Source organism: Photobacterium piscicola, assembly GCF_900166965.1.
GTDB classification, from domain to species: Bacteria; Pseudomonadota; Gammaproteobacteria; order Enterobacterales; family Vibrionaceae; genus Photobacterium; species Photobacterium piscicola.
This window is the reverse complement of the sequence record NZ_FUZI01000001.1, coordinates 789,409-802,993: the sequence shown is the minus strand read 5'-3', so window position 1 is coordinate 802,993 and position 13,585 is coordinate 789,409. Positions and strand designations below refer to the sequence as shown.

At 39.0% G+C, this 13,585-nt stretch carries 11 protein-coding genes; 7 read left to right on the top strand and 4 right to left on the bottom strand.

Going from position 1 to position 13,585, the window contains the following annotated elements:
* Positions 1 to 100: 100 nt before the first annotated feature.
* Both nfsB and CZ809_RS03720 read left to right on the top strand, forming a co-directional pair.
* A complete protein-coding gene (gene nfsB, locus CZ809_RS03725) occupies positions 101 to 754 on the top strand; it encodes an oxygen-insensitive NAD(P)H nitroreductase (protein ID WP_080156075.1) in 654 nt (217 codons plus the stop codon).
* Between the two features lie 3 nt (positions 755 to 757).
* The gene (locus CZ809_RS03720; protein WP_080156074.1) at positions 758 to 1,048 is read left to right on the top strand and encodes a putative quinol monooxygenase; all 291 of its coding nucleotides are present in this window, start codon (positions 758 to 760) and stop codon (positions 1,046 to 1,048) included.
* Between the two features lie 96 nt (positions 1,049 to 1,144).
* Here CZ809_RS03720 and CZ809_RS03715 read toward each other — a convergent pair whose 3' ends face one another.
* On the bottom strand, positions 1,145 to 3,031 hold the full coding sequence (locus CZ809_RS03715) for an FAD-dependent oxidoreductase (protein ID WP_080156073.1): 1,887 nt from the start codon (positions 3,029 to 3,031) through the stop codon (positions 1,145 to 1,147).
* 442 nt (positions 3,032 to 3,473) lie between these two features.
* On the opposite strand from CZ809_RS03715, the gene CZ809_RS03710 reads away from it, so the two are divergent.
* Both CZ809_RS03710 and CZ809_RS03705 read left to right on the top strand, forming a co-directional pair.
* Positions 3,474 to 4,088 (top strand): histidine phosphatase family protein, encoded by a 615-nt coding sequence (locus tag CZ809_RS03710; protein WP_080156072.1) that lies wholly within the window; start codon positions 3,474 to 3,476, stop codon positions 4,086 to 4,088.
* Positions 4,089 to 4,348: 260 nt separating this feature from the next.
* The gene (locus tag CZ809_RS03705) at positions 4,349 to 4,630 is read left to right on the top strand and encodes a hypothetical protein (protein ID WP_080156071.1); all 282 of its coding nucleotides are present in this window, start codon (positions 4,349 to 4,351) and stop codon (positions 4,628 to 4,630) included.
* Between the two features lie 79 nt (positions 4,631 to 4,709).
* On the opposite strand, the gene CZ809_RS03700 is transcribed toward CZ809_RS03705, so the two are convergent.
* Positions 4,710 to 5,690 (bottom strand): GlxA family transcriptional regulator, encoded by a 981-nt coding sequence (locus tag CZ809_RS03700; protein ID WP_080156070.1) that lies wholly within the window; start codon positions 5,688 to 5,690, stop codon positions 4,710 to 4,712.
* Positions 5,691 to 5,854: 164 nt separating this feature from the next.
* Between CZ809_RS03700 and CZ809_RS03695 the strand changes: the two genes are divergently transcribed.
* On the top strand, positions 5,855 to 7,705 hold the full coding sequence (locus CZ809_RS03695) for a beta-ketoacyl synthase (protein WP_080156069.1): 1,851 nt from the start codon (positions 5,855 to 5,857) through the stop codon (positions 7,703 to 7,705).
* Positions 7,706 to 7,801: 96 nt separating this feature from the next.
* A complete protein-coding gene (locus CZ809_RS03690) occupies positions 7,802 to 8,821 on the top strand; it encodes an HAD family hydrolase (protein WP_235865773.1) in 1,020 nt (339 codons plus the stop codon).
* A 123-nt stretch (positions 8,822 to 8,944) separates the two neighbouring features.
* Here CZ809_RS03690 and CZ809_RS03685 read toward each other — a convergent pair whose 3' ends face one another.
* Positions 8,945 to 10,243 carry a DEAD/DEAH box helicase gene (locus CZ809_RS03685; RefSeq protein WP_080156067.1) on the bottom strand — a complete coding sequence of 433 codons (1,299 nt, stop codon included), beginning with the start codon at positions 10,241 to 10,243 and terminating at the stop codon, positions 8,945 to 8,947.
* Between the two features lie 193 nt (positions 10,244 to 10,436).
* Positions 10,437 to 12,083 carry an ABC-ATPase domain-containing protein gene (locus CZ809_RS03680; RefSeq protein WP_080156554.1) on the bottom strand — a complete coding sequence of 549 codons (1,647 nt, stop codon included), beginning with the start codon at positions 12,081 to 12,083 and terminating at the stop codon, positions 10,437 to 10,439.
* A gap of 601 nt (positions 12,084 to 12,684) precedes the next feature.
* On the opposite strand from CZ809_RS03680, the gene CZ809_RS03675 reads away from it, so the two are divergent.
* A complete protein-coding gene (locus CZ809_RS03675) occupies positions 12,685 to 13,575 on the top strand; it encodes a phosphotransferase (protein ID WP_080156066.1) in 891 nt (296 codons plus the stop codon).
* Positions 13,576 to 13,585: the final 10 nt, after the last annotated feature.

Sequence of the window (13,585 nt, the reverse complement as noted above, 5' to 3'; positions counted from 1 at the left end):
CAATATGAGTTTGGAAAATCGGGTAGTTAGATAGGTTTTCCTTTTTACCATGAGAGAGTATGGTATGAACTCAAGGAATATACTGTACTAGGAAAATAATATGAGCATTGTTGATGCTGCGGAAAAGCGTTATTCAACCAAAGTTTTTGATCCTTCTCGTAAGTTGAATGATGATCAATTACAACAAATTAAAGCGTTGATTCGATTAAGTGCTTCTAGTGTAAATTCACAGCCTTGGCATGTTATTGTCGCAGCAACCGATGATGCCAAGCAGCGTATAGCAAAATCAGCTGAAGGCCCTTATGTTTTCAATAAGCCTAAAATGTTGGACGCTTCACATGTGCTCGTTTTTTGCTCAAAAACAGCTATTGATGATGATTATCTAAATGACTTATTAGCGTCTGAACAGCAAGATGGCCGTTTCTCTAATGAACAATCAAAACAGCGCATGGTTGATGGACGTAATTTCTTTGTTGATTTACATCGAAAAACCTTAGGTGATGCTGATCAATGGATGCAAAAACAAGTGTACTTGAATATTGGTTCACTATTATTAGGTGTTGCAGCCATGGGGATTGATGCGGTGCCGATTGAAGGTTTTGATTGTGATGTATTAGATAAAGAGTTTAATCTTAGCGCGCAAGGTTTTACTAGTTTAGTGGTAGTGCCTGTTGGCTACCATAGTGCGGATGATTTTAATGCCAATGTGCCTAAGTCACGCTGGCATGATGAACAAATTTTTACGGAGTGTTAACCCATGATTTATTTATTAGCTGAAATTAAAGCAAACCCAAACTGTATTGAAAAAGCACAAGCACTATTAGAGTCGCTAATTGCACCGACGCATTTAGAAAAAGGTTGTGAGAGCTACCAGTTGTTCGCTGATCAAAACGTCGATGGTTTATTTGTAATGCAAGAAGTGTGGTTTTCTCAAGCACATCTTGATGAGCATTTAGAAAGCACACACTTTATGAATTTTCTAACTACAGCGGAAGAATATAAATTATTTGAATATGTGAAATTACGTCCAATGAATTTGGTTGGCTAATTTAGCTTAAATAAAAGCCACTATCTGTGTTTGCTGTTACAACAAACACTGGCAGTGGCTTTTTTATCACTAAAATTTTGTTATGACTAAATATTATTAAGCTATTATTGGACGTAATCCACTGATGATCAATTGCTTATCAACATGATAATCGGTCGCGTAATGACGCAATTTACAGTCATTACCATCATGACAACCACAACTTAAACAACGTTTTGCTTCATTTATTGCCGCTTGGTGGCTATAGCCTTTCTCAACTTCATTAAAACTTAAATGACGTGCGTTTACGTGCAGCTCTGACATTTGATTACGCATAACGTGTGTTAAGGCATGTTCAAGCTGAGCTTCAATATCTGTTGAATTATTATCTGCAAGTAATGAGCGCATAATATTTTTAAGTTTATCGACATGATCAGGGCGAATTAAATGCCCACGAGCCACATTGCGCTCACGGAATGACTCAGTGTAGAGTTTTTCCATGTTGCCACCAAATTGCACATCGATTGCTTGAGCTGCTTTACGGCCATCGGCAATAGCTTCGATTGCAGTGGCTGGGCCGCGACGAAAATCACCAATACCAAAGATGTTATCAACGCCAGAATACATGGTGTGCTCATCGGTATTGAGCGTATTCCAACGACTCATTGGTAGCTCTGTGGTTTCGTTAGCTAAAAAGTCAGTATTAGTTTTTTGTGACACAGCCGCTATCACTGTATCAAATTCAGCATAGATATATTCACCTGTCGCTTTAGGAGAACAACGTCCAGAAGCATCCGGTTCACCTAACGCCATTGTTTCTAATTTCACTTGGCAAATATGACCATTGTCATCAGCAATATTTTCCACTGGATTGGTCAAAAATAGGAATTTAACCCCTTCGTGTTCTGCTTCTTCAATTTCATAAACTTCAGCCGGCATTTCATCACGGGTGCGACGATAAATAAGGGTTGTGTCTGCTCCTAAACGTAAAGCGGTTCGTGCACAGTCAATTGCTGTATTGCCGCCACCGATAACAGCCACTTTTTTACCAATGGTGTAGTGCTTATCAAGCATTTGATCTTTTAAAAAGTCGACCCCAAGATAATGCCCATTAAGATCGGTTCCTTGATAATGCATTTCACTGGCGAGTGAAGCACCAACTGCTAAACAGACGGCATCATAGTTGTGTTGTAATGATGATAGCGTAAAATCCGTCCCCAGCTTTTTATTGGTTTCAATCGTCATACCATTACGGCACATGATGTCAATTTCTTGATCTAAAATAGCTTTAGGTAAGCGGTATTCTGGAATGCCGTAACGTAACCAACCGCCAGCTTGAGGCATTGATTCAAAAATAGTGACGTTGTAACCTTCGTTGCTTAAGAAGTAACCACAACTTAGTCCACCAGGACCTGCACCAACGATGGCAATATGCTGCGCTTTAGTGGATTTTTTTATTGGGGTATAAGCATGTAATGATGCTAAATCAATATCTGCGGCATAGCGTTTTATTTGTCGAATCGCAATCGAACCATCTACCAATTTACGCTGACATTTCGCTTCACAAAAAGCAGGGCACACACGACCAATAGACAATGGCATTGGTAGTGTTTTTTTGATGACTTCAATGGCTTTTTGAGGTTGATTGGTTGCAATAAAATAGAGATAAGATTGAATATCAACATCTGCTGGGCAAGCAACTTGGCAAGGAGGAACACTACAACTGATATTGGGTGCGGATAAAATCTGTTCCAGCGCGTGTTTACGACGTTGAATTAATGCGGTCGATGTTGTTGTAACGACCATGCCTTCAGTCGGATGAATACGACATGCTTTAACTGTGCCGTGGTGTTCTATTTCAACATCGCATAGGTCACAGTTGTGATGAAAACCGTCAATATTACATAGCGATGGGATTGTAATGCCACATTCTTCAGCAGCTTTGAGCAAGGTTAGACGTTGACTTACCTTGAATGTGTTACCGTCAATAATGATATTTACCATTAATAGTCTCTATTCTTGTTATCGACTGAGAACAAAGTTGTATTGATATCGTTAGTGTTTCTCAGTGATTTTTAATTATTTTATGAATTACTTAAAGGCTATATCCGTATAAGCCAAAGATGCGAATTGCTTATAACAAAGCAGAGGTTAGGCGTATTAAATTGTCTGTTATATGTTCGTTGGCTAAATAGGGACGGCATCATAGCATGATGCCTTGGAGGTATAAAGAGAGCTATTGTCGGTTGTGTTTTTATTTTTTATATTTAAAATCAAATGATTAAAATAGGTAATCGTTTGCTATGTGATGTTTTTATGGGAATTTTATTTGTAATAAACTTAAGGGCTAATCATAAGAAATCTGAATTATTACTGTTTGTTTTTAGGTTTGTTATTGTTGGGAATGCCTTGATGGTATAACCTAAAGCTCACGCAAGGGGGCACAATGTCAAAAAGCATATTTTTATTACGTCATGGTCAAACAGTTTTTAATGCACAACAGCGCTTACAAGGACATTGTAATTCTAACTTAACAGACTTGGGGCAACATCAAGCTGCTGCGATTGGTTTATCTCTACAAAACAAATTAGCAAATAAGCGTCAATGGACAATATATTCCAGCCCATTAGGCCGTGCGATGCAAACTGCTGCAATCGTTGCTGAACAAATAGGTATTGATGTAAGTGAGATTGTACAAGATGCACGCTTACAAGAATTTTGTTTAGGTGATTGGGAACAAGCATATATTCCTGATATTAAAGCAACACAGCCACGTCTTTGTGAACAACGTGATTGGTATTTAATGGCACCAAATGCTGAGTCTTATTATGCCGTTAAAGATCGTATTGAAGATTTTCTGGCTGATGTTTCAGTGCCAGAAAATGTCATTGTTGTTTCTCATGGGTTAACAGGCGCTGTATTTCGTGGTGTTTATGTCGGCATGACTTACAATGAAGTTTTCTCTCAAGATTTACCACAAGATGCTTATTTCTTATTAGCTAACGATAAAATCAGTCGTATTCAGTGTGATATCCACAGTGTCGCTGCCTTTGCCGTCTAAGTAGCCATAACAGCAAACTAATAGTAACGTTTTATCTATTAATAAAAATTATCTTTCATTTCTGCATAAAGTATAATAAAACACAGTTTAGATAACGAATTTATGCTTATGTTCATTGTTGGTTCATTTATAGAAAGCTATTATTGAAATAGATAATAAAAGTATTGAATAAATGTTTGAATAAGCAGACTTATCAGGTATGAGATAAACATTAGGATAACCTAATGGCCTGATTGATATAATTTTAGAGAGGCGTGTCCATGAGAAATTTACTTACTGGTTTTTTTGCTGTTGTAGTCGGTTTATTTGCAGTTTCTTTTGCTGCCATTATGGCATTGTTTCTTGGTATTGCAGCAATGATTGCGAAGCCATTTATTAAACGTAAACTTGCAGCTGAAGGCATGCAATACGAAGAAAATAATTTTACAGAAGGCTTTGCTGGCCAAGATGAAACCATGAACAGTGTTTTCCGTCAGCAACGTCAAACGACAGCAAATGTGATTGATGGTGAATGCGAAGATGTGACTAGCCGAAAGTTTTAGTCGACGTCATATAAGCACTGATTATATCCAGAACGCCTAGCTATTATTGCTAGGCGTTTTTGTTTGTACTCAGCGACAGTTATTGAACGTTATAGGCTTTTGCTTTAACCATATTACGGTATTGCGATGGCGTAATATTAAACTCTTTTTGAAACCGTGTAGAAAAATGATACGGATCTTTATAGCCTACTTGCTCAGATACATCAGACAATGACATTCCAAAATCACGCAATAACTCTTTGGCTGTTTCCATTCTTATTTTTCGTAGATATTGATGGGGGGCTTGGCCAACTTGATCTTTAAATTTACGATTAAAGCTACGAAGGGGTAATTCACAATGCTGTGCAATTTGTTTCGAGGTTAATGGTTGTGACATATAGCGCTGCATCCAATCTTGCGCTTGAGCAATAGATTCATCAAATTGCACCTGACCGCCAATTTCATAAAAAGGTTGATGACCTGATTTACTGATTTCGTGGCCGTAATGGGTTTCGATAGTGTTGGCAATTTTTTGCCCATAATATTTAGAGATCAAATACAACACCATCTCGGTTTGTGAGTTAATACTTTCAGTGCAGTAAAGCCCGTTAGCTGAAGTAATAGAGGCTTGACGGTTAAGTTTTATTTGTGGATAACGCTGTGAGAATTTATCATAAAAATACCAATGAGTCGTTGCTGTTTGATTATTTAATAACCCCGTTTCAGCCAACCAAGTTACACCAGTACCTGTCGCAATGATCTGTGCGCCATTATGGTATTGCTTAATAAGCCAAGCAGGGATTTGTGGGTGTTTTGATAGTGATGAAATAGGGTTCCCCCACATTGGCGGCACAATGATAATGTCAAAATCAGATGGATCTTCAAAGGTAATATTCGGTTGAATACGAATACCTGCGGTGAGGGTTGGAGATTCAAGAGTAGAAGCAATGAGTTTAATTTCAAAAGGAGATTGTTGTTGTGTCTTACGATCTCGAAGGCTAGCTGCACTGGTTAACATCTCAGCACTAAGTGAAATTCCCGTAATTAATGCCCTATGAAAAAGTATAAAACCCACTTTCATTATTCCACCTCTGACTATAATTGTGCATAAAACACACATCATTGTAATGTTTTCACACTTCTGGCTGAAATGTCAGTGATTTTGGCATAAATGCAGAATGAATCACAGGTCAATGCTGATATTCTGTTTCAAACGGTGTATTAAATCGATCTCAGGATATTAAAATGGCAAAATTACCGCTAATTGTTGGTTTGGGTGGCATTAATGCCGCTGGTCGCAGTTCTGGTTTTCATAACTACAAACTTATGATTGCTGATGTGCTATCTGAAGATGCAATGCAGTCAACATGGCAAGATCTTGCTCGTCGAATGGGATTGAGTGATGATGGCGCTATTACTGAAGATATTATTACTGCAATTAAAGCGGGTACTTGTGTACGCCGTATTGATTCTTTTGATCCTGATAATTTGCTCTATCAATATAAAGCGAATCTCAATTCAGCCGATGATCAAATCACCTTTACTTTACGTAAATCGAAATTACCTAATCATATTCCAAGTAATTGGCAGGTTGATATTCAAGGTACAAAAGCCGTTATTACTGTGAATGGTAATTTTGATGCATTAGTTGAAGGGCGTGTTACTTTTCCTGTTTCTAGTGGCGGTAATATTCCAGCTGGTTTTGATCCTAGCAAATTATATAACTCTCGCTTCCATCCACGAGGTTTGGCGCTGACTGTCTATGGTGCTTCTGATGCACTTAACTCGTTAGGGTTTGAATGGGATGATGTGCTTCGCCATATCAAGCCTGATGAAGTGTCAGTCTATGCTGGCAGTGGTTTAGCACAAATTGATGATAACTCATTGGGTGGTATGATTGCGGCGCATCTTACTGGCGGTCGTGTAAGTTCTAAGATGATGGCATTATCATTAGCGCAAATGCCTGCTGACTTTATTAATGGTTATGTGATTAATAGCATTGGCGCAACGGGCACAAATATGGGGGCGTGTGCGACGTTCTTATATAATTTACGTCAAGGTATGCATGATATTCAACATGGCAAAGCGAAAGTTGTTATTGTTGGTAATGCAGAAGCCCCCGTTGTTCCCGAAATAATGGAAGGCTTCCGTGTGATGGGTGCACTGGCAGAAGATGAACAATTAAAAGCACTTGATGGTACTGATAGTGTTGATAATCGTCGTGCTTGTCGTCCATTTTCGTCAAATGCGGGCTTTACCATGGCAGAATCAGCGCAATTTGTGGTGTTGATGGAAGATGAATTGGCTCTTGAATTAGGCGCTAATATCTATGGCTCTGTGGCTGATGTATTTGTAAATGCTGATGCCAATAAAAAGTCAATTTCAGCGCCAGGAGTGGGTAACTATGTCACCGTTGCGAAAGCGGCAGCATTGGCAAAAGCTATTCTTGGTGAAGAGGGCGTAAAACAAACATTTGTTCAAGCACACGGCACGGGTACTCCTCAAAACCGCGTGACTGAAAGTCATATTCTTAATGAAGTTGCTAAAACATTTGGTATTGAAAGCTGGCCTGTTGCAGCCATTAAATCATATGTAGGCCATTCAATGAGTGCAGCAGCAGGCGATCAGCTTGTGGCTTCATTAGGTGTGTGGCAATACGGTTGGTTACCTGCGATTAATACCATTGATCATGTTGCTGATGATGTTCATCGTTCAAATCTGAATATTCTTACTGAGCACACCTTTGCGGGTGATTGTGGCCAAGATTACAAAGCCGTTATTCTTAATGCGAAAGGCTTTGGTGGTAATAATGCTTCAGGGCTTGTGTTATCTCCTCAACAAACACTTGCAATGTTAACCGCGAAATATGGTACTGATGCAATGGCTGCTTATCAGGTGCGTAATCAGGCAGTTAAAGCGGTAACAACCCATAATGATGCTAGTGCATGCCAAGGGCAAGAAACCATTCGTTATCAATTTGGTGAAGCAGTAATGGATGAACATTCAGTTACTATTACACCTGATGCGATAAAATTGTCTGAGTTTGAACACGCGATCGTATTGAACAATGTTAATCCTTACGCCGATTACAACTAGAATTAAATAAGAAATAAGAAATAAGAAATAAGAAAGCAGGTTATTTATGACCTGCTTTTTATTACGATGAAAAAGAACAACAAGGATCATAGGTTAGTGACTAGAAAAAAAATAGCAGCGATATGGATTGGTGTTGCCAGTTTACTTGCTGTATCAACGTCTGCTTATAGCGCGACATGTTCAAATAATGGCGATGTGCTGCCATTATGGAATAACAGTGCTAGCCGTAGTGCGATCACGCAGTTTGTCAATGAAGTAACAACCGTTGGAAATCCTGATTTTGTAAAACCCAGTGCCCGTATTGCGGTATTAGATAATGATGGAACCTTGTGGTCTGAAAAACCAACTTATACGCAGTTTTTGTTTGCCTTTAGTCAAATAAAGCATGAGAGTGCGCAGCACCCTGAATGGAAAACAGAAACACCGTATAAGTGGGTATTAGATAACGACACTAAAGCTATTTTTGCAAAAGGTTGGGGGGCATTACTGCCTATTCTTGCTACATCACAAGCAGGATTAACACCGGAACAATATAATAAAGATGTCTTAAATTGGCTTTCAACAGCGCAATCACCACGATTTAAGCGTCCTTATACCGATCTTGTTTATCAACCGATGGTAGAGTTGATTGATTATCTCCATGCGCATCAGTTTAAGGTGTTTATTGTAACCGGTGCTGGTGGTGCATTTGTAAAGCCGTGGAGTGAAGCTATTTATCACATTCCTGCTGAAAATGTGATTGGTACTGCATTTGGTTATACCTATAAAGATGGGTCATTAATTAAGAATGATAAGCTAGTGTACATTGATGATGGTCCGCAAAAGGCGATCAATATTGCGACGATCATTGGTAAGCGTCCTATTCTTGCGGTGGGTAACTCGACGGGTGATAAAGCAATGCTCTCATGGACAACCTCTCAAAAAGGGGCAAGCTTAGGTATGCTGATTCATCACACTGATAGTCAGCGTGAATGGCAATATGGTGCTGATTCTTTTGAAGGTAAATTTACGCCGGAGCTAATGCAAGCTGCACAACAGCATAAATGGCAAGTGGTTGATATGAAACAAGATTGGTGTCGAATTTTTCCAACTAAAGCGGAACGTCGCCCATTATAGTTAGATAATGACTTGATGATGCAGTGCTTACGCTTTTGCTAAAATGCATGAGTGAATAAACAATAAAAAGCCGAGTAAGAGAGTAATCTTAGCTCGGCTTTATCGTGTTTAGTCTTGTTTAAATTACTTCTTTAAACGAGTGATTTTAGTTGCTTTACTGCTAATAGCTTTGCGTAAACGTGCACGACGTTCAGCGGCTGATTGATCTTGTGTTGGGTTGTTTTGACGACCTGCACGATCACGGTAAGCAGCTTTAGTGTTCATTCGCTCAACTAAGGCTTCACGGCTCTTAGGCTCGTAGCCTTCTAATTGTACGCGGTGAATACGTTGATTAATCAAACGTTCGATTTGAACTAAGGTTAGTTCTTCTTCACGGCTTACAAACGAGATTGCATTACCTTTTTGTCCAGCACGACCTGTACGACCAATACGGTGAACATAGTCTTCTGCAAGGAATGGCATGTCGTAGTTAACAACATAAGGCAAGTTTTGAATATCTAAACCACGAGCAGCAACTTCTGTTGCTACCATTACGCGTGCTTTACCTTCTTTAAACTCTTCTAATGCACGACGACGAGCACTTTGTGCTTTGTCACCGTGGCAAAGAACCGCTTTAATACCATCAAGTTTTAGCTCTTTAACCAGTTGGTTAGCTGTTTCTTTGTAGTTTACAAATACAAGTACTTGAGGCCAGTTTTTCTTACCAATTAATTCAGATAGCATTTCACGTTTGCGATCTTCATCAACAGGGTATACCACGTGAGCCACTGTAGAAGCAGTACTGTTTTCTGGTGTAACTGTAATGCGTTGCGGTTTACGAAGAATATCTGCTGCTAATGCGTTCATTTGTGCAGAAGATGTCGCAGAGAACAACATAGTTTGTGGCTTAGTACGAATATCTTCTAGAATAACGCGAATCGCACCGATAAAGCCCATATCAAGCATACGGTCAGCTTCATCAAATACTAAACATTCTAGATTAGCTAATGAAACGTTATGTTGTTCCATGTGTTCAATTAAACGACCCGGTGTTGCAACTAGAATATCAACACCTTGTTCTAGGCGTTTTTCTTGTGTTGCCATTTTTTTGCCACCAAAAACAGCCGTACAATTAATGTTGGTGTATTTAGCATAATCGTTGATGTTAACTGAGATTTGTTCTGCGAGTTCGCGCGTTGGTGCAAGGATTAATGCACGAACGTTAAAACGGCTTTTTGTTGCTGGTTTGTCCAACAACTTTTGAATAATAGGTAATGCAAAAGCGGCTGTTTTGCCTGTCCCTGTTTGTGCTAATGCTAAAATGTCAGCACCACGTCGCGCTTGAGGAATCGCTTTTTGCTGAATTGGGGTCAATTTCTCGTAACCAATATCGGTTAATGCTTTAACAAGCTCTGGAGAAAAACCTTGAGATAAAAATGACATGCTGTGTTCCTAAACTGTCGGCCTATGCCGATTACATTCATAAACTAATGATTATGGTCAGTTTATGAATGTAATCCGCGAATAAAATGACCGCGTATTATAATAGATTGTAGATTATTGCGCTACCGTATCCTGAGCTAATATAAACCCCGCATTACGCGGGGTTGATAGCATCATTGATAGAACAAAAAGCTTACTTAAATTCAGCTTTGCGCATACGGTTTAATACCGCCATAACTTCAATGACGCGAGGTTTAGCCATTTCACCATACTTAGGCATCATATCAGCCCAGTTATCGTGCAACATATTGGCAAACGCACGAGTAGGATTTTTTTCCCAACCTTTTGTTTGTGCTAGTTGGAACCATAGGTACCCAATAGCTAATAGCTGGCTAGAGTGAGCTATTTGCTCTAATGCTTGTAAATCAATGTATTCACGACCAAAACGAAGAGACGTCTTGTCTTTAACCTGAATACGGAATTTACCTTCTTCTAGCATTGCTTGTAATGCACTGCGGTTTATTTGACGTGTGCGAGGATGAACAATAACTTCTGTTCCTTCTTGCTTACGACGTGTTGGGTGAGAAGCTACCACAGCACGTGCTTTTTCTGTCACATCAACAGCATCATAGTTGTGCATTTGAATGACAGTATCAGCAACATCAAGATAGTCACCAGAACCGCCCATTACCAACATAACTGAGATGTTGTGTTGATCGCGTAATAGTGCAATACGGTCAACCAATGGTGTTATTGGCTCATCTTCTTTACAGATCAGTGCTTGCATACGTTCATCACGGATCATGAAGTTAGACGCTGATGTGTCTTCATCAATCAATAAGGCTTCAGCGCCTGATTCAATTGATTCTTGTAACCATGATGCTTGTGACGTTGAGCCTGACGCATTTTGACTACTAAAAGCAGTTGTGTCTTTACCCATTGGTAAGTTGCTGATGTAAGGTGATAGGTCAACATTGTGAACACAACGACCATCTTCAGCGCGAATTTTAGCCGCAGCGTAATTGGTAACAACGTACTCACGGCCATCGCCAGGAATATGATCATATACTGAGCGTTCAATAGCACTCAACAACGTTGATTTACCATGGAAGCCACCACCAACGATAAGCGTAATACCTTCAGGAATACCCATACCGCGTATTTTGCCTTTATGCGGCGCTTCTAGTTCAACCGCTAAGTTATCAGGGCTTAGGAATGGCACTGCTTCCGTTAGTGGTAAATCACTATTACCAGCAAGGCGAGGTAATAAGCTGCCATCAGCGACAAAGGCTAATAATTTGTGTTGTTTAAGCTGGCTTCGTAGCGCAACTTGATCTTCAACCGCTTCACAGTGACGTTGTAACTCATCCATGGGTAATTCACGCGCGATAGTGGCACGACGAATCATCTTTGGTAAGTAGAATGTCAGTAGATTAAGGGTTTTTTTCGCAATAATAGTACGGCCATCAGCGGGCATATTAATGCGGAAACGTAATTCAATACCTTCTTCATCAAACACAACTGAAGTGCGATCAAGAATGGTTTGTCCAGGCATGTCAATTAAGACAGCATTATCTTGCTGGGATAATTCAGCAAAGAAGCGTGCAATAAAATCACGAGCTGCACGTTGATAATCAGTCGATTTTTCACGTAGCCATTCAAGGTCAGTTAATGACCAAGCGCGACGGGCACGAACGCGAGAAGCAGGCGCAAAAGGATCCGACTGAACGGTATCGATAAAAAAGTCGAAATCAACAAAGTGATATTCACCGCGCATACTTGAATAGCTACGGTAGTTATGACGGTCAATTTTATGGAGTTTGGCTTCGAGTAATTGCATATCGCCCCGATATCGTTCGTTATTAAATACAGAGCGCATAATGTGGTTGGCTCTAGTCGCTGGATATTACACTAAACACTGACTTTTAGCATGAAAACTTTATCTAGGTCACAAAAAAACGTTTTAAGCGTCGATTGTTTCAAAACGAAGAAATAACAAAATGTAAAGTAATATTACGCTAACAAAATAATACTAATGCTGAAGTGATCGTTATGAAGCAAAGCTTTTATTTATGAGCCATATCATCATTAAATAGCACCAATAGGGCGTTGAATACCCAAAAGGCATATTAATTCCTTGTATATATATGTTTATTCTTGGTTTTTTTGGGGTGATAAATTAATTATATTTATATGAACATTTAAATATAGTTTAGAACACTAAAATATTGTTTATTAGAAGTGATTATTAGCACTAAAAATGAAATTGTAAGTAAAAGTAAACTATTTTCGTCTTTTCTATCACTCAATACTGGTTATCTTTGCTGTTATGATGCATTCTTAAAACATAAAACAACGAAAACTTACATAAAACCAATGAGTTATTCCTTTTTGGTATAATTTATCTGTGTTATGTAACAATGATTATCAAGGTAACAACTATGAATAAACCACAGCTTAAAACTATTGCCGAAAACGCTTTTTTTTCAATGTTTCGTCGCAAAGCTGATGTGTGTGATATTCAGGAAACCTTTTATGGTTGGGTAGTTTTTCTTGCCTCAGGGAAGTCGAAAATTGTGGTCAAATTTTCGCGTGAAGTAGGTCGAATTGGTAAAGAAGTGGCGAGTTTAGAGCAGTTACGTAAAATTGTGTCGTGCCCTGTGCCTGAAATTTATTTATTTGGTCGAGAAGCAGGCTATGACTATATCGTTTTAGATTGGTTAGACGGTGTCTCTGCACATCAATTACCAGAAGATTCTAAAGCGGTGATGACATTCAGAGAAGATTATACTGATATTTTATTAGCGCTACATGAACATCAGCATCCACAAGGTTTTGAACTTTCAAATGGTCAATTTAGCCAAAATTTAAGTTCAGCATTTGATGATTGGATGGGAAGTGTCTATCACTATTTAATGAGTACAGGTTCCCCTTTCAGCTCGAAGTTAAAAGAAAAATTCACAGAACTTTGGGAAAATAGGACCAAAATATTAGCACCAATTGCCCATGAGTCATCGTCATTTGTACATGATGATTGTCATATTGCGAATGTGTTATTTGATCCTACCACGTTCAAAGTTGCAGGATTATTAGACCCTTGTGACAGTGGTTTTAAACATCGAGAATTGGATGTGATTCATTTATTTGATGTGCGTAGTGATTTACATATTGCAGAACGCTACTTAGAAAAAAGTCATTTAGATGATGGTTTTGAAGAGCGTCGTCATTTTTTTAGTCTATGGGATGATGCTAAGCATAGTCGCAATATGGGTTGGTATAATGAACAATGGTTAACGAATAAGTTTTCATTATATGAATCAGCAGTGCAGTAACGACGTACTT

Excerpts from the sequence above, each read along its gene's own strand:
- nfsB (WP_080156075.1), top strand. The coding sequence starts at position 101 with ATGAGCATTGTTGATGCTGCGGAAAAGCGTTATTCAACCAAAGTTTTT.
- CZ809_RS03720 (WP_080156074.1), top strand. The coding sequence starts at position 758 with ATGATTTATTTATTAGCTGAAATTAAAGCAAACCCAAACTGTATTGAA.
- CZ809_RS03715 (WP_080156073.1), bottom strand. The coding sequence starts at position 3,031 with ATGGTAAATATCATTATTGACGGTAACACATTCAAGGTAAGTCAACGT.
- CZ809_RS03710 (WP_080156072.1), top strand. The coding sequence starts at position 3,474 with ATGTCAAAAAGCATATTTTTATTACGTCATGGTCAAACAGTTTTTAAT.
- CZ809_RS03705 (WP_080156071.1), top strand. The coding sequence starts at position 4,349 with ATGAGAAATTTACTTACTGGTTTTTTTGCTGTTGTAGTCGGTTTATTT.
- CZ809_RS03700 (WP_080156070.1), bottom strand. The coding sequence starts at position 5,690 with ATGAAAGTGGGTTTTATACTTTTTCATAGGGCATTAATTACGGGAATT.
- CZ809_RS03695 (WP_080156069.1), top strand. The coding sequence starts at position 5,855 with ATGGCAAAATTACCGCTAATTGTTGGTTTGGGTGGCATTAATGCCGCT.
- CZ809_RS03685 (WP_080156067.1), bottom strand. The coding sequence starts at position 10,243 with ATGTCATTTTTATCTCAAGGTTTTTCTCCAGAGCTTGTTAAAGCATTA.
- CZ809_RS03680 (WP_080156554.1), bottom strand. The coding sequence starts at position 12,083 with ATGCAATTACTCGAAGCCAAACTCCATAAAATTGACCGTCATAACTAC.
- CZ809_RS03675 (WP_080156066.1), top strand. The coding sequence starts at position 12,685 with ATGAATAAACCACAGCTTAAAACTATTGCCGAAAACGCTTTTTTTTCA.